This window comes from Cupriavidus sp. IK-TO18 (genome assembly GCF_015549295.1).
In the GTDB taxonomy this organism is placed as follows: domain Bacteria; phylum Pseudomonadota; class Gammaproteobacteria; order Burkholderiales; family Burkholderiaceae; genus Cupriavidus; species Cupriavidus oxalaticus_A.
This window is the reverse complement of the sequence record NZ_JADGMP010000030.1, coordinates 181206-201323: the sequence shown is the minus strand read 5'-3', so window position 1 is coordinate 201323 and position 20118 is coordinate 181206. Positions and strand designations below refer to the sequence as shown.

Genomic DNA, 20118 nt, shown 5'->3' with positions numbered 1-20118 from the left:
AGCATCCGCCGCAATACAACTGGGTTTTCTCCTAGAACCCTTATTCAGGGCAATCGGAGCGCACGTCGTCTGGATACGACAACGCGGTCTCCGGCGCTTGCCGGAGACCGCGTCTGGCGGTCATGAACCTTGGGAACCGGATCGGTTGCTGCATCGCACCATGCCAGTGCCACGCGCCTCGTTCCGGTTCACCGGTGCCCTGCGATCAGGGATACAGGCCGCGCATTTCGCGCGCCTGCAGGATCCGCGAGCAGGCCACGATGAACGCCGCCGTGCGCAACGTTACCTTGTTGTCCTGCGCCACCTGCCAGATTGCGCGGAACGCCTCTTGCATGATTCGTACCAGGCGCTGGTTGATTTCCTCTTCGGTCCAGAAGAACGAGGAGAAATCCTGCACCCATTCGAAGTAGGAAACGGTCACCCCGCCGGCGTTGGCGATCACGTCCGGCGCCACCAGGATATTGCGCTCGCGCAGGATATCGTCGGCTTCCGGGGTGGTCGGGCCGTTGGCGCCCTCGATCACCAGGCGCGCCTTGATCAGCGGCGCGTTCCTGGCGGTGATCTGGCCTTCCAGCGCGGCCGGGATCAGGATGTCGCAGTCGACTTCCCAGAACTGCTCGGTACGCAGGACTTCGCCGCGGAAGCCCTCGATGGTGCCGCTGTGCGCCGCGTACTCCATCATCGCCGGCACGTCCAGGCCGGCCGGGTCGAACAGCGTGGTGCGGTGGTCCTGCACCGCCACCACCTTGGCGCCGGCCTCATGGAACAGCTTGGCGGCCACTGCGCCCACGTTGCCGAAGCCCTGCACGGCGACGCTCGCGCCCTTGATTTCCAGGCCGATATTGCGCGCGGCCTCCGAGCCCACCACGAACACACCGCGGCCGGTCGCCTCGTGGCGGCCCAGCGAGCCGCCCAGCGAGATCGGCTTGCCGGTCACCACGCCGGTGGAGGTGCTGCCCGAGTTCATCGAGTAGGTGTCCATCATCCATGCCATCACCTGGGCGTTGGTGTTGACGTCCGGCGCCGGGATGTCCTTGCTCGGCCCGATGATGATGTTGATTTCGCTGGTGTAGCGGCGCGTCAGGCGCTCCAGCTCGGCGTGCGACAGCGTGCGCGGGTCGACGCGGATGCCGCCCTTGGCACCGCCGTACGGCACGTTCACCGCGGCGTTCTTCACCGACATCCATGCCGACAGCGCCATCACTTCCGACAGCGTCACGTCCTGGTGGAAACGCACGCCGCCCTTGCCCGGGCCGCGCGACAGGTTGTGCTGTACGCGATAGCCCTCGAAGTGGGCGATGGTGCCATTGTCCAGCTCGATGGGAACGTCGACGACCAGCGCGCGCTTGGGGCGCTTCAGGGTTTCGACCCAGCGTGCCAGCGAGCCCAGGTAGGGCGTGACACGGTCGACTTGCTGCAGGTAGATGCCCCAGGGGCCGAGGTTGTCGGCGTTGAGGTAGGACGGGAGTGCGTGCTTTTGGCCAGCAATGTTGGTCGGTGCTGCGGAGGACATCGGATGATTCCGGGGTGGAGGATGGCCGCAAGCTTAGGCTTGGCGGCCCGCCGGAATCCAATGCCGTTTGCTCATCCGGTTATGCAAGACTCGCATAACCTTTGAGGATGACTTGTCAACGTTGTGTTCCGGTGCGTGTCAGCCTTCCGACAAGGTCGACCACACCTGGTCCACCAGCTGCCGCTTGCGCCGTGCCCCCGCACCGCGCCGCTCGCCGCCGTTCTCCCCGGGTTTCTCGCGATACAAGCGTATCTCCATGTCGATCGACAACGGCAAGCCGCGCGCCGACTCCGCCCGCACCAGCTTGCCCTGCGCCACCTCCTCGCGCACCGCGCTCTCCGGCAGGAACGCCATGCCGTGGCCGGACAGCGCCATGACCTTGAGCGCCTCGGCCATGTCGGTCTCGTAGCATTTGTCGAGCTTGAGCGCTTCGGCGGTATCCGACAGCAGCAGGTCGACCATGCGCCCGAGGAAGGCATTGGGGGTGTAGCTCAGGAACGGCACCGGTTTCTTGTCGGTCCCGGGCAGCCGGAACTGCGGCTTGCCGGCGGCATCCGGCACGCTGTACGGTGACAGCCGCTCGGTACCGAGCACCAGCATGTCGTACCGCGCCGGATCGAGCTGGATGGCCTGGCGCGCATGGTGGTAGACCATCACCAGGTCGCAGCCGCCCTCGACCAGCATCAGCACCGCATCATGGACGTTGAGCGCGCGCAGCCGGCACGGCAGCGTGCCGATCTTGCGTTCCAGCGCCTTGAGCCATTCCGGGAAGAACGTAAGCGACAGCGTATGCGGCACCGCGAACTCCAGCACCTGCGCGTTGGCCGAGCGCTGCCCGCGCATCAGCGCACGGGTTTCGCTGACCTGCGCCAGCATGGCCAGCGCCTGCTCGTAGAACACCTTGCCGGCAGACGTCAGGCTGGTGGGGTAGCTGGAGCGGTCGATCAGTTCGGTCCCGACCCATGCCTCCAGCGACTGGATGCGCCGGGAGAAAGCGGGCTGCGTCACGTGGCGCAGCTCGGCCGAGCGCGAGAAGCTGTGCGTCTCGGCCAGGCTGACGAAGTCTTCAAGCCATTTGATTTCCATGACGCAGGATTATCCACCAGCGGCACGGGCGCCGTCACGTGGCTTCGCCGGCCTGCCGGCGCTACGCTTGCGTCGTTACGCGTCCTGCGTGGCGTCGCCCACGTCCACCGCAAGGGCGTCCGCGCTGCGCTCCGCCTCGCCACCCTTTGCCGCCGCGCGGGCCTGGATGTCCCACATCTCCGCATAGCGGCCGCGCGCGCGCATCAGTTCGGCATGCGTGCCGCGCTCGACCACGCGGCCGTGGTCCATCACCAGGATCTGGTCGGCATGCACCACGGTGGAAAGGCGGTGCGCGATCAGCAGCGTGGTGCGGTTCTGCGCCAGCCGCATCAGCTCGGCCTGGATCGCCTGCTCGGTGCGTGAATCGAGCGCGGAGGTGGCTTCATCGAAGACCAGTACCGGCGGATTCTTCAGCAGCGTGCGCGCGATCGCCACGCGCTGCTTCTCGCCGCCGGACAGCTTCAGGCCGCGCTCGCCTACCGGCGTGTCGTAGCCCTGCGGCAGCTCGCGGATAAAGGCATCGATCTGCGCTGCCTGCGCCGCGGCGATGACTTCCTCGCGCGTCGCATCCGGACGCCCGTAGGCGATGTTGTAATAGATGCTGTCGTTGAACAGCACCGTGTCCTGCGGCACGATGCCGATGGCGCGGCGCAGGCTGTCCTGCGTGATCGCGCGGATGTCCTGGCCGTCAATCTCGATCGCGCCGCTGTTGGCGTCATAGAAGCGGAACAGCAGCCGCGCCAGCGTCGACTTGCCCGAGCCGCTGTGGCCGACCACCGCGGTGGTGGTGCCTGCCGCGATATTGAAATCGACGCCGTCCAGGATCGTGCGGTCCGGCTCGTAGCCGAAGCGCACGTCGCGGAACCGCACCTGCGCGCCGTTGACCTTGAGCGGTTGCGCGCCGGGCGAATCCGCCACTTCCTGGTGCGTGCCCAGCAGCACGAACATCCGGTCCATGTCGGTGGTGGCCTGCTTGATCTCGCGGTAGATCACGCCGAGGAAGTTCAGCGGGATATAAAGCTGGATCATCAGCGTGTTGACCAGCACCAGGTCGCCCAGCGTCAGCTTGCCGTCGACCACGCCCACGGTGGCGCGCCACAGGATCAGGATCAGCCCAGCGGCGATGATGACCTGCTGGCCGAAGTTCAGGAACGACAGCGAATTCTGCGAGCGGATCGCCGCGGCGCGGTAATTGAGCAGGTTCTCGTCGTAGCGCCGGGCTTCGTACTCCTCGTTGCCGAAGTACTTGACGGTCTCGAAGTTCAGCAGCGAATCGATCGCCTTCTGGTTGGCGCGCGAATCCAGCTCGTTCATCTTGCGGCGGAAGTGCGTGCGCCATTCCGTCACGACGATGGTGAAGACGATATAGCTGACCAGCGCGCAGCCGGTGATCGCCGCAAACCAGATGTCGTAGTGCAGGATGAAGAAGCCAATCACCAGCCCCATCTCCACCAGCGTGGGCAGGATGCTGTACAGCGAGTACGAGATCAGCGACTGGATGCCGCGCGTGCCGCGCTCGATGTCGCGGCTCATGCCGCCGGTCTGCCGGTCCAGGTGGAAGCGCAGCGACAGCGCATGCAGGTGGCGAAACACCTGCAGCGCGATCTCGCGCACGGCGCTCTGCGTGACCTTGGAAAAGAGGATTTCCCGCAACTCGGTGAACAGCGTCGCCGACAGCCGCAACATGCCGTAGGCGACGATCAGCCCGACCGGCACCACCAGCAGCGCGCGCGGGTCGCCCGCGGTGATATTCATGCTGTCGATCAGGCGCTTCATTAGCACCGGCACGCCCAGGTTGGCCACCTTGGCCGCCACCAGGCACGCGAGCGCCAGCATCACGCGCCACTTGTAGTGCCAGACATAGGGCAGCAGGTTGCGGACAGTCTGCCAGTCGCTGCGGGGGGCGCGCTGGCCGGGGAAGAGCTTGACCGAGGCAGGGTCGGGGGCCTGCTCGGCGGTCGTGGAATAGCGGCGCATACGTTAGAATCCGGGCCAATGCGCGATTGTCGCAGGAATCGCATTGCGCGGCAGGCGAAGGGTTTTTCGCCGCGGCCCGCGCCCCCCTTCAGAAGTCCACCCGCATACCGTCATGAACGCTCCCCATACCGTCCCCGCCCTGCCCGCCGGCAAGAACCCCGCGCTGCGCGTGGTGCCGATGCCTGCCGACGCCAACGTGCACGGCGACGTATTCGGCGGCTGGATCATGGCGCAGGTGGATATTGCGGGGTCGATCCCGGCGGTCGAACGCGCGCAAGGCCGTGTCGCGACCGTGGCGGTCAATTCCTTCCTGTTCAAGCACCCGGTGTTCGTCGGCGACCTGGTGAGTTTCTACGCCGATATCGTCAAGACCGGGCGTACCTCGATCACCGTTGCGGTGGAGGTCTATGCGCAGCGGATGCGGCATAGCAATGAGATCGTCAAGGTGACGGAGGCGACGTTGACGTATGTGGCGACGGATGAGTCGCGGCAGCCGCGGGTGTTGCCGACGGCTTGAAGGCAACGACCGTCGCGGGTTTTCTCCCCTCTCCCGCAAGCGGGAGGGGAGAAAGAATGGGGTAGAGGAAAGTCCCTCGGCCCCTCACTCGAACTTCGTAAAATCCGGCTTCCGCTTCTCAAAGAACGCGCTGAACGCCTCCTTCGCCTCCGGCGCCACCAGCATGCGCCGGAACACCTCGCCCTCGTCGGCCATCTGTTTTTCCACTTCGGCCACCGCGCCCGACTTCATCAAACGCTTGGTCTCGCGCAGCGACGAAGCCGGCAGCGCCGCCAGCTTGCGCGCCTGCTGCAGCGCGAAGTCGTGCAGTTCCGCCACGGGCAGCACGCGCGTCACCAGGCCGATGTCCAGCGCTTCCTGCGCGCTGAAGGCCTCGCCCAGCATCAGCTTCTCCGCGGCGCGCTGGTAGCCGACCAGGCGCGGCAGCAGCAGGCTCGAGGCCGCCTCGGGGCACAGTCCCAGCTGCACGAACGGCAGCGACAGCCTGGCTGTCTCCGACGCATAGACGAAGTCGCAATGCAGCAGCATGGTGGTGCCCACGCCGACCGCCGCGCCGCTGACCGCCGCAACGACAGGCTTGCTGGCATGGCTGATCTGGTACAGGAACTGGAACACCGGCGCCTGTTCCGCGCCCTCGCCTGCAGTCGGCGGGCGTTGCATGAAATCTTCCAGGTCATTGCCGGCGGTAAAGATCTCGGGCTTGCCGCGCAGCAGGATCACGCGCACATTGCGATCGGTCTCGGCCGCGCGCAGTGCGTCGGCCAGCGCCTGGTACATCGCCGCGGTGATGGCGTTTTTCTTGTCGATGCGGTCGAACTCGAGCGTCAGGATGCCCTGCTCGATGCGGGTAAGGATGCTCATGATCTCCTCGTTTTTTGGTGGCTGTGGCAATCAGACGCGCTCGAAGATCCCTGCGGCGCCCATGCCCGTGCCGACGCACATGGTTACCATGCCGTACTTCAGGTTATGGCGGCGCAGCGCATGCACCACCGTGGCGGAGCGGATCGCACCGGTGGCACCCAGCGGGTGGCCCAGCGCGATCGCGCCGCCCATGCGGTTGACCCTGGCGGGATCGAGATCCAGGTCGCGCATCACGGCCAGCGATTGCGCGGCGAACGCTTCGTTCAGCTCGATCCAGTCGATCTGGTCCTGCGTCAGGCCCGCCGCCTTCAGCGCGGCCGGGATCGCTTCCTTCGGGCCGATGCCCATGATCTCGGGCGGAACGCCGCGCACCGCGAACGAGACGAAGCGCGCCAGCGGCACCAGGTTGAACTGCTTGAGGATCTTCTCCGAAACCAGGATCAGCGCGCCGGCGCCGTCCGAGGTCTGCGAGCTGTTGCCGGCGGTGACGCTGCCCTTGTTGGCAAACACGGGGCGCAGCTTGCCGAGGCCTTCCAGCGTGGTGTCAGGACGCGGACCTTCGTCGAGCGAGATGGTCCGCGTCTTCACGCTGACCTGGCCGCTGGCGAGGTCGGGGAAGCGCTCGACGATCTCGATCGGCGTGATCTCGTCCTTGAACTCGCCGGCCTGCTGCGCCGCGATGGCCTTCTGGTGCGAAGCGAGCGAGAACGCATCCTGGTCCTCGCGGCTGACCTTCCACTGCTGCGCCACCTTCTCGGCGGTCAGGCCCATGCCATAGGCAATGCCCACGTTCTCGTCGCGCGTAAAGATGTCCGGCGACATCGACGGCGAGTTGCCCATCATCGGCACCATGCTCATCGACTCGATGCCGGCGGCGATCATCACGTCGGACTCGCCCACGCGGATGCGGTCGGCCGCCATCGCCACGGCGCTCACACCCGAGGCGCAGAAGCGGTTCACGGTGATGCCGCCCACGGTATTGGGCAGGCCCGACAGCAGCGCGCCGATGCGGGCCACGTTCAGGCCCTGCTGCGCTTCGGGGATCGCGCAGCCGACGATGGCGTCCTCGATCAGCTTCGGGTCCAGGTCCGGCACCTGAGCCACCGCGGCCTTCAGGATGGTGGCCAGCAGGTCGTCCGGGCGCGTGTTCTTGAACGCGCCCTTGGGCGCCTTGCCGATCGGCGAGCGGGTGGCCGCAACGATATATGCGTCTTGCAGTTGTTTCATGATGTCCGTTCCTCGCTTGCCTGATTAGTTGCGCACCGGCTTGCCGGTCTGCAGCATGCCCATGATGCGCTCCTGCGTCTTGCCGGTTCCCAGCAGGTCGATGAAGGCCTTGCGCTCCAGCGTCAGCAGCCAGTCTTCGCTGACCAGCGAGCCGGCCTCGACGTCGCCGCCGCACACCACGTCGGCGATGCGGGAGGCGATCAGGAAGTCATGCGCGGAGATAAAGCCGCCGTCGCGCATATTGACCAGCGATGCCTTGATGGTGGCGATGCCCGAGCGGCCAGCCACCGGCACCAGCGCCGGCAGCGGCGCGCGGTATCCGGCATCGGCCAGCGCGCGCACTTCATTCTGCGCCACGTGCAGCAGCTCGTGCACGTTGAAGACGATCCTGTCTGACGGCTGCAGGTAGCCCATCTGGCGCGCTTCCAGCGCCGATGCGGATACCTTGGCCATCGCCGCGCTCTGGAAGCGGCTGGTCAGGAATTGCAGGTAGTTGGTGCTGCCCGCTGCCTGGGCGGCGCGTGCTGCGGCCAGCGCAGCTTCCTTCAGGCCACCGCCGGCGGGCACCAGGCCCACGCCGACTTCGACCAGGCCGATGTACGTTTCCAGCGCAGCCACGCGTGCCGCCGAATGCAGCATCAGCTCGCAACCGCCGCCCAGCGCGATGCCGGACGCCGCCGACACCACCGGCACCGACGCGTACTTCACGCGCATCATGCCGTCCTGGAACTTCTTCACGAACGGCTCGATGCCCTTGGCGCCGCCCATCATGAAGGCCGGCATCGCCGCCTCCAGGTTGGCGCCCGCCGAGAACGGGCCGCCCGGCGCGCCGAGTTGCAGCGAAGTCGGCTGCCACACCACCAGGCCCTTGTACTGCGCTTCGGCGAGGTCGATGGCGCGGGTCAGGCCGTCGATCACGTCCGGGCCGATGGTGTTCATCTTGCTCTTGAACGAGACCACCAGCACGTCGTCCTGGCCTTCGCTGACCCAGATGCGCACGGCGTCGTTCTCCTCGACGGTGCGGCCCGCCTTGCGCGGATCGGCGGCGGCATCGCCCTTCAGCGCGGCACGGAACGCCTGGCGCTGGTACACCGGCAGCGTGCTGCGCGCGACGAACGACTGCGTCGCCGGCGACCACGAACCTTCGGCGGCATGCACGCCCTGGCGCTCGGCGACGGGGCCTTCAAAGACCCATGCCGGCAGCGGCGCGGCCGACAGCGCCTTGCCGCTTTCCACGTCTTCCTTCACCCACTCGGCCACCTGCTTCCAGCCGGCCGACTGCCAGTCCTCGAACGGCCCGGAGTTCCAGCCGAAGCCCCAGCGGATCGCCAGGTCGATATCGGCGGCCGAGCCGGCGATCTGCTCCAGGTACACGGCGATGTAGTGGAACACGTCGCGGAACACCGCCCACAGGAACTGCGCCTGCGGGTTGGTCGACTCGCGCAGCAGCCTGATGCGCTCGGCCGGTTCCTTCTTCAGCATGCGCACCACGATCTCGTCGGCCTTCTTGCCCGACTCGACATACTGGCCGGTCTTGGCGTCCAGCACCTTGATGGCCTTGCCTTCCTTCTTGTAGAAGCCGGCGCCGGTCTTCTGGCCCAGCGCGCCAGCATCGACCAGGCCCTTGAGCACGGCCGGCGTCTTGTACACCGGCGCGAACGGGTCGTCGTGCAAATTGTCCTGCATGGTCTTGATCACGTGCGCCATGGTGTCCAGGCCGACCACGTCCGCGGTACGGAAGGTGGCGGACTTGGCGCGGCCCAGCTTGGAGCCGGTCAGGTCGTCGACCACGTCGAACGGAATGCCGAATTTCTCGGCCTCGGCGAACACCGCCAGGATCGAAAAGATGCCGACGCGGTTGGCGATGAAGTTGGGCGTGTCCTTGGCGCGCACCACGCCCTTGCCGAGCGTGGTGGTCAGGAAGGCTTCCAGCTTGTCGAGGATCTCAGGCTGCGTGGTCGCGGTCGGGATCAGCTCGACCAGGTGCATGTAGCGCGGCGGGTTGAAGAAGTGGACGCCGCAGAAGCGCGACTTCAGGTTGTCCGCATTTTCCCCGCCTAACCCGTCGGACAGCGCGGTGATCGACAGGCCCGAGGTGTTGGTGGCGAAAATCGCATGCGAGGCCAGGTGCGGCGCGACCTTCTTGTACAGGTCATGCTTCCAGTCCATGCGCTCGGCGATCGCCTCGATCACCAGGTCGCACTCCTTGAGCAGCGCGATGTCGTCTTCGTAATTGGCCGCCTGGATCAGGCCGGCTTCGTCCTTGATGCCCAGCGGCGCGGGCGACAGCTTCTTCAGGTTCTCGATGGCACGCAGGGCGATGCCGTTCTTCGCGACCGGGGAAGCGGACGGGGCCCCTCCCCCGTCCTTGTCCTTCGCGGGAAGGTCGAACAGCACCACGGGCACGCGCGCGTTGATCAGGTGGGCGGCGATCTGCGCCCCCATGACGCCGGCACCCAGCACGGCGACTTTCTTGACGATGAAATTGGACATGCTCGCTCCTGGATTAGTGAGCGTTGAGGTGAGAGTTTTTGCGGGCTCTTGCGTTGGCGGTCGGCGTTCTCTCCTCTCCCGCGAGCGGGAGAGGGGAGCAGACCGGCGGCATGGAAAGCCGCCTCAACGAATCAGAACAAATCCGCGTCCAGCGCCATCAGCGAAGCCGACCCCGCGCGCGCCTTGCGGATCTCGCCGGCGGTTTCAGGCAGCAGCTTGGCAAAGTAGAAGCGCGCCGTAGCCAGCTTGGCGGTGTAGAATTTGTCGCCGCTGGCTTCCTTCTCCAGCGCGATCTTGGCCATCCGCGCCCAGAAGTACGAGAACACCAGGTGGCCCACCACGCGCAGGTATGGCACCGCGGCAGCGCCTACCTCGTCGGCGTTGCCCATCGCCTTCATGCCGATTTCCATGGTCAGCTTCTGCACCTTGTCGCCCAGGTCGGCCAGCGGGTTGACGAACTCCTGCATGGCTTCGTTGGTGCCCTCTGCTTCCACGAACTCTTGCACGATCTTGCCGAAGGCCTTCATCTTGGCGCCCATGTCGCCCAGGATCTTGCGGCCCAGCAGGTCCAGCGACTGGATCGTGTTGGTGCCTTCGTAGATCATGTTGATGCGGGCGTCGCGCACGTATTGCTCCATGCCCCATTCGGAGATGTAGCCGTGGCCACCGAACACCTGCATGCCTTCGTTGGTCGAGGTGAAGGCGTTGTCGGTCAGGAAGGCCTTGATCACCGGCGTCAGCAGCGCGACCAGGTCGCCGGCCTGCTTGCGCACGGCTTCGTCCGGGTGCGACAGTTCGCGGTCGATCTGCAGCGCGGTCCAGTAGCTGAAGGCGCGACCGCCTTCGGCGTAGGCGCGCTGGGTCAGCAGCATGCGGCGCACGTCGGGGTGCACGATGATCGGGTCGGCGGCCTTTTCCGGCGCCTTCGGGCCGGTCAGCGCGCGCATCTGCAGGCGGTCCTTGGCGTAGGCGACCGAGTTCTGGTACGCCACCTCGGTCAGGCCCAGGCCCTGCGCGCCCACGCCCAGGCGCGCGGCGTTCATCATCACGAACATGGCGTTCAGGCCCTTGTTGGCCTCGCCCACCAGCCAGCCGCGCGCGCCGTCCAGGTTCATCACGCAGGTGGCGTTGCCGTGGATGCCCATCTTGTGCTCGATCGAGCCGCACTGGATGCCGTTGCGCTCGCCCGGGTTGCCGCTGGCATCGGGGATGAACTTGGGCACCACGAACAGCGAGATGCCCTTGGTGCCGCCGGGCGCGTCCGGCAGGCGGGCCAGCACCAGGTGGATGATGTTTTCGGCCAGGTCGTGCTCGCCGGCGGAGATGAAGATCTTGGTGCCGGTGATCAGATAGGAGCCGTCGGCCTGCGGCTCGGCCCTGGTGCGCAGGATGCCCAGGTCGGTGCCGCAATGCGGCTCGGTCAGGCACATGGTGCCGGTCCAGACGCCGGACACCAGCTTGGGCAGGTAGGCCTGCTGCAACTCCGGCGTGCCGTGCGCATGCAGCGCCTCATAGGCGCCGTGCGACAGGCCCGGGTACATGGTCCACGCCTGGTTGGCCGAGTTCAGCATCTCGTAGACCACGTTGTTGACCACGATCGGCAGGCCCTGGCCACCGAAGGCCGGGTCGCACGCCAGCGCCGGCCAGCCGGCCTCGACGTACTGCTGGTAGGCCTCCTTGAAGCCGGTGGGGGCCTTGACCACGCCGTCGCCGACATAGGTGCAGCCCTCGCGGTCGCCCACCTGGTTGAGCGGGAACACCACGTCCGAGCAGAACTTGCCGGCTTCCTCGATGACCTGGTTGATGGTGTCCGCGTCGATGTCCGCGTGCGGCGGCATCGCCTTGAGTTCGGCTTCGGCGCCGAGCAGTTCATGGAGCACGAACTGCATGTCGCGCAACGGTGCGGTGTACTGGCCCATCAGAGACTCCTTGGAGTTATACGATGCCGCCACGCCGCCCGCCTCGCTTGTCGCGATCCGGTCCGACCCGACGGCCTCAGGTACGGTAAGACTGAATCAGTTTGTTGAGCGCGACCATGGCAAGCTCGGCACTGTCAGGCAGGCGCAGGAAACGGGCGTCATGATGCAAGCCTAGTTCAAGGCTATACATCTCGAACAGCATCAGGCGCGGATCGCAATCCGCGCGCAAATGGCCCTCTTCCTTGGCCTGGTCGATGGCGCGATTCAGCGCTGCCCGCCAGATGGTGACGCTCTTGACCAGCTCGTCACGCACCAGGCTGCCGGTACGGTCGTCGTACTCCACGGCGCCGCTGATGTAGATACACCCAGTCGTCACTTCCTGGATGCGCTTCTCCATCCAGCGCCGCACCATCGACCACAGCCGGGGCAGTCCGCGCGGCTCCTGCAGCGAGGGGTAGAACACCTCCTGCTCGAACCTGCGGTGATACTCCCGCACCACCTCCACCTGCAGGTCTTCGCGCGAACCGAAGTGCGCGAAGACGCCGCTCTTGCTCATCTGCATCCGTTCCGCGAGCAGGCCGATGGTCAGACCCTCAAGCCCGTCGCGGGACGACAGTTCCAGTGCGGCATCCAGAATTGCCACGCGCGTCATTTCACCCTTGCGCATGGGCGCGGGGGAGGCGGCGGCGGATTCGAGACGGGCTGACTGGTGTCGCATGTTATTTCTCCGTTCTGCAAAGGCCCTGCTGCGGCCTGTGCGTATGACCCTGACGTTGCATTTTGTTTGCGGAAGCTGGCGAATTTGCCGCTGCATACCGCGAATGCACGCAGTCTAAGCCAAAAAAGAACGGTCGTTCAGATTATTCTGGCGCAGCAGTCGACCTTCAAGCTTTTAATTAGACCCGTGTTTCTAAATGGGCCGCAATGCAGCATGCCCGTCACGCAAGGCGACGCAACGGATCGCAAGCCGTGCGTCGCCGCATGGCAGCAAACGGACAGTGGCAACCGTTTCAGTAGCGCCCCGTGACGCCGGCGATGATCACGCCGAGCCGCAGCAGCATGTACGCGGTCCAGTTCGCCAGCCGGTGCAGCGGCGAGCGCCGTGCATGGGCTTCCGGCATGACGCGCACGCTGCGGTGCGCAATGGCGCTTTCCAGCGCCGTGCGCAGTTCCGCGGCAAAGGCAGCATCATAAACGGCCACGTTGGCTTCGCGCGCCAGCAGCAGGCTGAACGGGTCCATATTGCTCGAACCCACGGTGGCCCACGCTTCGTCGACCACGCCGACCTTGGCGTGCAGGAAGCTCTCTGCGTACTCGTAGATCTCCACGCCGGCTTCCAGCAGGGAGGCATAGAGCGCGTGCGTGGCGTAGTGCTGCAGCCGGTATTCGACCATGCCCTGCAGCAGCAGCCGCACGCGCACGCCGCGCGCGCGGCAGGCCAGCAGCGCGCGGCGCATCTTGTGGCCGGGCAGGAAGTAGGCGTTGGCCAGGATCACATCATGGCGCGCGGCGCCGAGCGCGCGCAGGTATTCGCGCTCGATGGTGCGGCGGTTGCGCAGGTTGTCGCGCAGCAGCAGCGCGGCCCGCACGCCGCCGGTGGGCTCGGCACGGGGTGGCAGGTCGGTCAGCAGCGGGTAGTCGGCCACCGCTGCGGCGCGGCCGCTGCCGTACGTGTCGCGCAGCGCCAGGCGCCACCAGAGCCGTTCGGCGGTCAGCGCGATGCGGTCCACCAGCGGGCCGCTGACCTGCACCGCGAAGTCGTAGCGCGGTCCCAGGTTGGTGCCTTCGAACGGGCCGTGGTTGAGGTCGTCGATGATGTTGATGCCTCCGACGAAGGCCACCTGCCCGTCGATCACCGCCAGCTTGCGGTGCAGCCGGCGCAGGTGGCGCCGGGCCAGCCGGAAGCCGTGCAGCTTGCGGTAGACGCGCAGCTGTACGCCGCCCCCGCTCAGGCGCTCGGCCATGGCGGCGGGCATGTCGCCGGCGCCGAAGCCGTCGACGGTGACGCGAACCGAGACGCCGCGCGCGGCGGCACGTACCAGCGCTTCGCTGACGGCGCGGCCAATGTCGTCGTCGGCATAGATGTAGGTTTCCAGCACTACCTGGAAAGCGGCCTGGTCGATCGCTTCGATCAGCGCGGGAAAGAAGTCCTGGCCGCCGTGCAGCAGGCGCACGGTGTTGCCGCTGGTCGGCTTGCCGCGGCGCCATGTCCAGCGCAGCATGCGATGGCGTTGCCCGTCGGCAGTGTTTTCGGCAGTGCCAGCGGCGGTCACATGCGGCCGCTCGGAGTGGGATATCCGTGACATGCCGAGATTATCGGACAGAATGCTGTCCGGAAGGCGCCCCGTGCACATGTGGGCGGATCTCTGCTATCGTCGTTGCCATCATCGACGCGCCCCCCACGGATCCTGATCGTGAAGGTATTCGGCATCACCGGCTCGTCCGGCAGCGGCAAGACCACGCTGCTCGACCAGCTGATCCCCCGCTTTGTCGCCGCCGGCGTGCGCGTGGCCGGCGTCAAGCACACCCACCACGGCTTCGATCCCGACACGCCGGGCAAGGACTCCTGGCGCATGCGCGAGGCCGGCTGCGCCAACGTGGTGCTGGTCGGCGCGCGCCACCTGACGTTGATGCGACACTATCCCGAGGCAGTGCCTTCGCCGGAGCTGGACGACGCGCTGGCGGTGCTGCCGGCCGACATCGACCTGGTGCTGGTGGAGGGCTACAAGCGCAGCGATTTTCCAAAGCTGGAGGTGTTCCGGCCCGGGCTGGGGCGTGCGCCGCTGTGGGACGAAGTACCGGGGGTGGTGGCGGTGGCTAGTGAAGATGTCGCGGGCACCGCGGCGATGACGTCGTTGCCGGTGCTGGATTTGAACGATCCGGATGCGGTGTTCGCCTTTATCCGCGACTATTCGAGCCGCTAGCTGTTCCCCGACGCGGCCTGCGCGACTGCCTCAGGCAGCCTTGTCCCGCTGCTCGGCCGCCGCTTCCACAGCCTCCTTGTGCGCACGACCCAGTTCCGCCACCAGCGGCACATGGTCCGACCGCTGCGCCCAGTCCCGCCCGGTCAGCGCGTGCGCGCGCTCGATCTCGAAGCCGCGCACGTAGATCCGGTCCAGCTGCCACCACGGCATATGGCTCGGGAACGTATGCAGCCGCGCGCCGCGCGCGTGCGACGCCTCCACCGCATGCAGCGTATTGCAGATCTGCGCATCGAGCCGGTGGTTCCAGTCGTTGAAGTCGCCGGCGATCACCAGCGGCACCCCCTCGGGCACCACGTTGCGCACGCGCTCGACCAGCGCCTCGGCCTGGCGGGCGCGGCTGCGGGCGAACAGGCCGAAATGCACGCAGATCAGGTGGGTCTCGATGCCGTTGATGTCCGCCACCGCATGCAGCAGTCCGCGCTGTTCGAAGCGGTGGTCGGAAATGTCGAGGTTTTCGGACATCAGGATCGGATGGCGCGACAGGATCGCGTTGCCGTGATGGCCGTAGTCATAGACCGCGTTGCGCCCGTAGACCGAATGCGGATACGCATCGGTCGCCAGGTAGTTGAGCTGGGTATGGTCGGGATCGAACAGCGCCGCCGCCACCAGGCGGTCGTTGCGGTCCTGCACTTCCTGCAGGAAGACGATGTCCGCATCCATCGCATGCAGGCCGGCCCGCACGTTCTGGATGCGCGGGCGCCGCGACAGGCCGGTCACCCCCTTGTGGATGTTGTAGGTGACCACGCGCAGTTTCATGGCTGCGCTCCGCATAGCGCCTGCTGCCCGGCGGCACCGGCCGCGCGCCAGGCCAGCTGGCGGATGGCTTCGGCATTGCTGCTGGAGAAGCATTGGGCGGCGGCCTGCTCCCACGGCAGCCACTTGTATTGCAGGTGCTCGCGTGGCGCCAGCGTCACCGGCAACGCTTCATGCACGCGCAGGCCGAACCAGTGCTCGGAATTGCGCGTGACGCCTTCGGCGTAGCGGTGCCGCCACTGCGGGTAGATCTCGTACTGGATCGAATGGCCCCAGTCGGCCAGCAGGTGCTCGCCGGTAATGATGCCGGTTTCCTCCGCCACCTCGCGTGCGGCGGTCAATGCCAGGGGTTCGTCCAGGGTATCGAGGCTGCCGGTCACGGACTGCCAGAACCCCGGGCGATCGGCGCGTTCCAGCAGCAAGACTTGAAGATCTGGCGTGTAGATCACGACCAGCACGGATTCCGGAATCTTGTAGGGCATGGGACTGGGCGAAAGGACAAACCCAAGGATAGCGCAGCCGCGCGCGCTTGCCACGCGAAAGCGCGGTCCCCGGGACCGATGGCCCTGTCTCAGGCAGCGTTGCGCGCGGAGGCGTGGGGCGCCAGGTACGGCTCGGTGCCCTGCCCGGTGCCTTGATGCTGCCAGGTATCGAACACCTGCGGCGAGTCGCCATGGCCCCAGGCGGCACGCAGCTGGTCCATCAGCGGCGCCAGCGACTCGCGGTAGCGCCGCGAGGCAGAGCGGGCGCGCTCGGCCAGCACGTCGGCGCTCAGCCGCGCCTGGGCCTGCAGGTGTACGCGCTCCTGTGCGATGTCCTTCTCACGCTGGCCAAGGGCGTTGTACTTCTGGATCAGGAAGCGCTGGTAGTCGCCGCCATCGACGCCCTGGGCAGCCTGCGCATTGACCTGCTCGAAGCGCAGCACGATGCTGCCGGTTTCCTGCTCGATATGGGCGGCCTCGGCGTCAAGCGCCTGCAGCGCTTCCTGGTGGCGCTGGGCATCGCGGCGCAGCGCCTGCACCTGCGCGGCCTCGTCCTCGAACACGCGCTGGGCCGCCAGGTAGGCCTGCACCGACGGCTGCGGCGCCACCACCAGCAGCGGGTCAGCGCCGCCGGCACGCTGGCCGTCGAGCAGCGCGTCGTCCGCCAGGCGCAGGTTGCCCAGCTCATCGAGCCAGCGCCCGCGCGTCATGACCGCGCCGACGGTGTCCAGCGCCAGCCGGCGCAGCGCTTCGGCACGCTGCATCTCGACCGGTTCGGCCAGCGGCTGCGGCGACGCCGCCTGCACGGCATGAGCGATATCCGGCACGCAGGCGGCCACCGTGGTAGCCACCGATTCGGACATGGCCACCGCCGCGCGGCGCTGGGCGCGGCGCAGCTCGAAGCGGGCCAGCAGCATCATTACCAGCCCGGCCACCAGCCAGGTCACGATGGTTTCCTGGTGAGCCAGCAGGAACTGGCGGATCAGTTCGGTATCCAGGTTCATGTTCACGAATTTCCTCCCGAGCGCCGGGAACCTTCATCGCGGAGGCCCCTCGGCAAATTACCTGTCAAAGAAAGGAGACACGGCCGTCGCGGGCTTCGTTCCTAGCGGTAACAAATCGAAACCAAAGCGCTGCAGGCGGCACCGCGGGCGCGGTATTGCGCAGAAAGCAAAAAAGCCGCGCATCGGCGCGGCTTTCTTTACCCGGGAGGCACAGCAACTCAGGCGTTCGGCTTCGGTTCCGCAGCGCGCAGGCGGATGTGCAGCTCGCGCAGCTGCTTCTCGTCGACCGAGCTCGGGGCCTGGGTCAGCAGGTCCTGGGCGCGCTGGGTCTTGGGGAAGGCGATCACGTCGCGGATCGAGTCGGCGCCGGCCATCATGGTCACGATACGGTCCAGGCCGAAGGCCAGGCCGCCGTGCGGGGGCGCGCCGTACTGCAGCGCGTCCAGCAGGTAGCCGAACTTGGCGCGGGCTTCCTCGTCGTTGATGTTGAGCGCGCGGAACACCTTGCTCTGGATGTCCGAGCGGAAGATACGGACCGAGCCGCCGCCCATTTCCCAGCCGTTCAGCACCATGTCGTAGGCCTTGGCCAGGCACTTGCCCGGGTCGGTCTCCAGGTATTCCAGGTGCTCGTCCTTGGGGCTGGTGAACGGGTGGTGCATGGCGACCCAGCGGGCGTCTTCCTCGTCGTACTCGAACATCGGGAAGTCCACCACCCACAGCGGCTTCCAGGCGTCCTCGAACAGGCCATTGGCCTTGCCGAAGTCGGAGTGGCCGATCTTCAGGCGCAGCGCGCCGATCGAGTCGTTGACCACCTTGGCCTTGTCGGCGCCGAAGAAAATGATGTCGCCGTCCTGGGCGCCGGTGCGCTTCAGGATCTCGGCAATGGCAGCGTCGTGCAGGTTCTTGACGATCGGCGACTGCAGGCCGTCGCGGCCCTTGGCCACTTCGTTGACCTTGATCCAGGCCAGGCCCTTGGCGCCGTAGATGCCGACAAACTGGGTGTAGGCGTCGATCTCGCCACGCGAGATGGCGCCGCCGCCCGGCACGCGCAGGCCGACCACGCGGCCGTTGTCGCTGTTGGCCGGGCCCGAGAACACCTTGAAATCGACGTCCTTCATCACTTCCGTCAGCTCGGTGAATTCCAGCTTGACGCGCAGGTCAGGCTTGTCCGAGCCGAAGCGGGCCATGGCTTCGCGGAACTCCATCACCGGGAACTTGGCGTCCAGGTCGACATCGATGGCGTTCTTGAACACCGTGCGCATCATGTCCTCGAACAGGTCGCGGATCTCCTGCTCGGTCAGGAACGAGGTCTCGCAGTCGATCTGCGTAAATTCAGGCTGGCGATCCGCGCGCAGGTCTTCGTCGCGGAAGCACTTGGTGATCTGGTAGTAGCGGTCGAAGCCCGAGACCATCAGCATCTGCTTGAAGATCTGCGGCGACTGCGGCAGCGCGAAGAAGTGGCCCGGGTTCACGCGCGACGGCACCAGGTAGTCGCGCGCGCCTTCGGGCGTGCTCTTGCCCAGCATCGGGGTCTCGATGTCGATGAAGCCCTGGGCGTCCAGGAACTTGCGCACTTCCATCGCCACCTTGTAGCGCAGGCGCAGGTTGTACTGCATCTGCGGGCGGCGCAGGTCCAGCACGCGGTGCGTCAGGCGGGTGGTTTCCGACAGGTTGTCGTCGTCGAGCTGGAACGGGGGCGTGACCGACGGGTTCAGCACGGTCAGCTCGTGGCACAGCACTTCGATCTTGCCCGAGGTCAGGTTGGCGTTCTCGGTGCCGGCCGGGCGCGGACGCACCTTGCCGGTGACGCGAATGCAGAACTCGTTGCGGATCTCTTCCGCGGCCTTGAACATCTCGGGGCGGTCCGGGTCACACACCACCTGCACCAGGCCTTCGCGGTCGCGCAGGTCGATGAAGATCACGCCGCCATGGTCGCGGCGGCGCTGGACCCAGCCGGTCAGGGCCACTTCCTGGCCCGAGAATTGTTCGGTCACCAGACCGCAGTAGTGAGTACGCATGGAGGACATAAGGAGAGATTCCCGGTAAAACGCTGCCGCCCGAAGCAGATCGGGCGGCTCGTATCTGTTTGAATGCTTAAGGATCGGTCGTCTCGACCGCTTCCCCGCTGCTGGCGCGGCTGGCCGGCGGCCGCTGCTGCGGCGGCGCGCTATCGCTCTTGCGGGGCAGCTCGGCCGGCGCCACCACGCCCATCGAGACGATGTACTTGAGCGCGGCATCGACGGTCATGTCGAGTTCGATGGTGTCGGCCTTGGGCATCATCAGGAAGAAGCCCGAAGTCGGATTCGGCGTGGTCGGCACGTAGACGCTGACGTACTCGCCCTGCAGGTGGTTCTGCACGTCGCCGCCGGGGCGGCCGGTCAGGAAGGCGATGGTCCACGAGCCCTCGCGCGGATACTGCACCAGCAGCGCCTTGCGGAAAGCATTGCCCGACGACGACAGCAGCGTGTCCGACACCTGCTTGACGCTGGTGTAGATCGGGCCGACCACGGGGATATGGCCCAGCAGCGCTTCCCACCAGCGCACCAGGCGCTGACCGATGAAGTTATGCGCCAGCAGGCCGACCAGCAGGATGAACAGCAGCGTCAGGATGGCGCCGAGGCCGGTGACGCGCTTGCCGAACATGAGCCGGTCCGGGCGCCAGGCCTCGGGCAGCAGTGCCAGGCTCTGGTCCATCGTGCCGATGATCAGGCTGAGCACCCACAGCGTGATGCCCAGCGGCACCAGCACCAGCAGACCGGTTAGGAACCAGGTCTTGAGGGCGGAAGTCTTCTTGGCGACCACGTGGCGATCCGGATCAGTGGCAGGCGCAGGCGCTGCCGCAACCGCCGGCGGCAGGCGCGGCGGCGGCGGTGGTGCTGGCCGAAGACGATTCGGCGGCGGCCGGGGCGCTGGCCGCTGCCGCGCCGGCAGCCGCACCGCCCGCGGCCGGCGCGCTGGTGCCGCCGCTGCCGCCGCGGAAGTCGGTCACGTACCAGCCCGAGCCCTTGAGCTGGAAGCCGGCCGCGGTCAGCTGCTTCTTGAACGAACCGGCGGCGCCGCACGACGGGCAGTCCGTCAGCGGGGCGTCGCTCATTTTTTGCAGCACATCGCGCCCGTGGCCGCAGGCGTCGCAACGGTAGGCATAGATCGGCATGGTGTCTTTTGGCGAGAAAACTACGGAAATCGGTACAAAGGCGGGCATCGCCGCCGGTGCCGGAGAGCGCGGAAACCCGCGCGCGCCGCCCCGCATGGCGATGCAAAGCCTTGAATTATAAACCGTTCTGTGGCTGGCTGATGACCGG

Annotated in this window: 17 protein-coding genes; 2 read left to right on the top strand and 15 right to left on the bottom strand. The window is 66.7% G+C overall.

Translation table 11 applies throughout. The annotated features are described in order from the left end of the window. Window positions 1-205: 205 nt before the first annotated feature. The 3 genes from IPF36_RS23515 to IPF36_RS23505 form a co-directional block, all read right to left on the bottom strand. On the bottom strand, window positions 206-1513 hold the full coding sequence (locus tag IPF36_RS23515; RefSeq protein WP_133093715.1) for a Glu/Leu/Phe/Val dehydrogenase: 1308 nt from the start codon (window positions 1511-1513) through the stop codon (window positions 206-208). 138 nt (window positions 1514-1651) lie between these two features. After that, window positions 1652-2599: a LysR family transcriptional regulator gene (locus tag IPF36_RS23510; protein ID WP_133093714.1), complete on the bottom strand. Its 948-nt coding sequence runs from the start codon at window positions 2597-2599 to the stop codon at window positions 1652-1654. Between the two features lie 75 nt (window positions 2600-2674). Then, window positions 2675-4576, bottom strand: coding sequence for an ABC transporter ATP-binding protein/permease (locus tag IPF36_RS23505; protein WP_195430589.1), 1902 nt, complete (start codon window positions 4574-4576; stop codon window positions 2675-2677). Between the two features lie 112 nt (window positions 4577-4688). Here IPF36_RS23505 and IPF36_RS23500 point away from each other — a divergent pair, with 112 nt between their 5' ends. Continuing rightward, window positions 4689-5093: an acyl-CoA thioesterase gene (locus tag IPF36_RS23500; protein WP_025583457.1), complete on the top strand. Its 405-nt coding sequence runs from the start codon at window positions 4689-4691 to the stop codon at window positions 5091-5093. Window positions 5094-5177: 84 nt separating this feature from the next. Here IPF36_RS23500 and IPF36_RS23495 read toward each other — a convergent pair whose 3' ends face one another. The 6 genes from IPF36_RS23495 to clsB all read right to left on the bottom strand — a co-directional run bounded on the left by IPF36_RS23495 (window position 5178) and on the right by clsB (window position 13947). Further along, window positions 5178-5954: an enoyl-CoA hydratase gene (locus IPF36_RS23495; protein WP_195430586.1), complete on the bottom strand. Its 777-nt coding sequence runs from the start codon at window positions 5952-5954 to the stop codon at window positions 5178-5180. A gap of 30 nt (window positions 5955-5984) precedes the next feature. Continuing rightward, window positions 5985-7184 (bottom strand): acetyl-CoA C-acyltransferase, encoded by a 1200-nt coding sequence (locus IPF36_RS23490; protein ID WP_133093710.1) that lies wholly within the window; start codon window positions 7182-7184, stop codon window positions 5985-5987. 21 nt (window positions 7185-7205) lie between these two features. Continuing rightward, window positions 7206-9674 carry a 3-hydroxyacyl-CoA dehydrogenase/enoyl-CoA hydratase family protein gene (locus tag IPF36_RS23485; RefSeq protein WP_195430581.1) on the bottom strand — a complete coding sequence of 823 codons (2469 nt, stop codon included), beginning with the start codon at window positions 9672-9674 and terminating at the stop codon, window positions 7206-7208. Window positions 9675-9805: 131 nt separating this feature from the next. Further along, complete coding sequence (locus IPF36_RS23480; RefSeq protein WP_133093708.1) at window positions 9806-11593, bottom strand: acyl-CoA dehydrogenase C-terminal domain-containing protein; 1788 nt, start codon at window positions 11591-11593, stop codon at window positions 9806-9808. Window positions 11594-11669: 76 nt separating this feature from the next. Continuing rightward, the gene (locus tag IPF36_RS23475) at window positions 11670-12260 is read right to left on the bottom strand and encodes a TetR/AcrR family transcriptional regulator (RefSeq protein ID WP_063236773.1); all 591 of its coding nucleotides are present in this window, start codon (window positions 12258-12260) and stop codon (window positions 11670-11672) included. Between the two features lie 343 nt (window positions 12261-12603). Further along, window positions 12604-13947 carry a cardiolipin synthase ClsB gene (clsB, locus tag IPF36_RS23470; protein WP_135704433.1) on the bottom strand — a complete coding sequence of 448 codons (1344 nt, stop codon included), beginning with the start codon at window positions 13945-13947 and terminating at the stop codon, window positions 12604-12606. Window positions 13948-14007: 60 nt separating this feature from the next. On the opposite strand from clsB, the gene mobB reads away from it, so the two are divergent. Next, entirely contained in the window at window positions 14008-14517 is a 510-nt protein-coding gene (gene mobB, locus IPF36_RS23465) for a molybdopterin-guanine dinucleotide biosynthesis protein B (RefSeq protein WP_135704430.1), read from the top strand. A 30-nt stretch (window positions 14518-14547) separates the two neighbouring features. Here mobB and IPF36_RS23460 read toward each other — a convergent pair whose 3' ends face one another. The 6 genes from IPF36_RS23460 to IPF36_RS23435 all read right to left on the bottom strand — a co-directional run bounded on the left by IPF36_RS23460 (window position 14548) and on the right by IPF36_RS23435 (window position 19970). Beyond that, window positions 14548-15333, bottom strand: coding sequence for an endonuclease/exonuclease/phosphatase family protein (locus IPF36_RS23460; protein WP_133093705.1), 786 nt, complete (start codon window positions 15331-15333; stop codon window positions 14548-14550). Then, a complete protein-coding gene (nudB, locus tag IPF36_RS23455; RefSeq protein WP_195430577.1) occupies window positions 15330-15812 on the bottom strand; it encodes a dihydroneopterin triphosphate diphosphatase in 483 nt (160 codons plus the stop codon). The genes IPF36_RS23460 and nudB overlap by 4 nt, the downstream gene beginning before the upstream one ends. Window positions 15813-15901: 89 nt before the next feature. After that, the gene (locus tag IPF36_RS23450; protein WP_133093703.1) at window positions 15902-16816 is read right to left on the bottom strand and encodes a hypothetical protein; all 915 of its coding nucleotides are present in this window, start codon (window positions 16814-16816) and stop codon (window positions 15902-15904) included. 218 nt (window positions 16817-17034) lie between these two features. Then, complete coding sequence (gene aspS, locus IPF36_RS23445; protein ID WP_133093702.1) at window positions 17035-18843, bottom strand: aspartate--tRNA ligase; 1809 nt, start codon at window positions 18841-18843, stop codon at window positions 17035-17037. Between the two features lie 67 nt (window positions 18844-18910). Further along, window positions 18911-19618 carry a DUF502 domain-containing protein gene (locus IPF36_RS23440; protein WP_195430574.1) on the bottom strand — a complete coding sequence of 236 codons (708 nt, stop codon included), beginning with the start codon at window positions 19616-19618 and terminating at the stop codon, window positions 18911-18913. Between the two features lie 13 nt (window positions 19619-19631). Beyond that, entirely contained in the window at window positions 19632-19970 is a 339-nt protein-coding gene (locus IPF36_RS23435) for an FmdB family zinc ribbon protein (RefSeq protein WP_135704428.1), read from the bottom strand. Window positions 19971-20118 lie beyond the last annotated feature (148 nt).

What these genes read in the sequence shown, in the direction of transcription:
- IPF36_RS23515 (WP_133093715.1), bottom strand. Translation starts at nt 1,513, where the DNA reads ATGTCCTCCGCAGCACCGACCAACATTGCTGGCCAAAAGCACGCACTC.
- IPF36_RS23510 (WP_133093714.1), bottom strand. Translation starts at nt 2,599, where the DNA reads ATGGAAATCAAATGGCTTGAAGACTTCGTCAGCCTGGCCGAGACGCAC.
- IPF36_RS23505 (WP_195430589.1), bottom strand. Translation starts at nt 4,576, where the DNA reads ATGCGCCGCTATTCCACGACCGCCGAGCAGGCCCCCGACCCTGCCTCG.
- IPF36_RS23500 (WP_025583457.1), top strand. Translation starts at nt 4,689, where the DNA reads ATGAACGCTCCCCATACCGTCCCCGCCCTGCCCGCCGGCAAGAACCCC.
- IPF36_RS23495 (WP_195430586.1), bottom strand. Translation starts at nt 5,954, where the DNA reads ATGAGCATCCTTACCCGCATCGAGCAGGGCATCCTGACGCTCGAGTTC.
- IPF36_RS23485 (WP_195430581.1), bottom strand. Translation starts at nt 9,674, where the DNA reads ATGTCCAATTTCATCGTCAAGAAAGTCGCCGTGCTGGGTGCCGGCGTC.
- IPF36_RS23480 (WP_133093708.1), bottom strand. Translation starts at nt 11,593, where the DNA reads ATGGGCCAGTACACCGCACCGTTGCGCGACATGCAGTTCGTGCTCCAT.
- IPF36_RS23475 (WP_063236773.1), bottom strand. Translation starts at nt 12,260, where the DNA reads ATGCGCAAGGGTGAAATGACGCGCGTGGCAATTCTGGATGCCGCACTG.
- clsB (WP_135704433.1), bottom strand. Translation starts at nt 13,947, where the DNA reads ATGTGCACGGGGCGCCTTCCGGACAGCATTCTGTCCGATAATCTCGGC.
- IPF36_RS23460 (WP_133093705.1), bottom strand. Translation starts at nt 15,333, where the DNA reads ATGAAACTGCGCGTGGTCACCTACAACATCCACAAGGGGGTGACCGGC.
- nudB (WP_195430577.1), bottom strand. Translation starts at nt 15,812, where the DNA reads ATGCCCTACAAGATTCCGGAATCCGTGCTGGTCGTGATCTACACGCCA.
- IPF36_RS23450 (WP_133093703.1), bottom strand. Translation starts at nt 16,816, where the DNA reads ATGAACCTGGATACCGAACTGATCCGCCAGTTCCTGCTGGCTCACCAG.
- aspS (WP_133093702.1), bottom strand. Translation starts at nt 18,843, where the DNA reads ATGTCCTCCATGCGTACTCACTACTGCGGTCTGGTGACCGAACAATTC.
- IPF36_RS23435 (WP_135704428.1), bottom strand. Translation starts at nt 19,970, where the DNA reads ATGCCGATCTATGCCTACCGTTGCGACGCCTGCGGCCACGGGCGCGAT.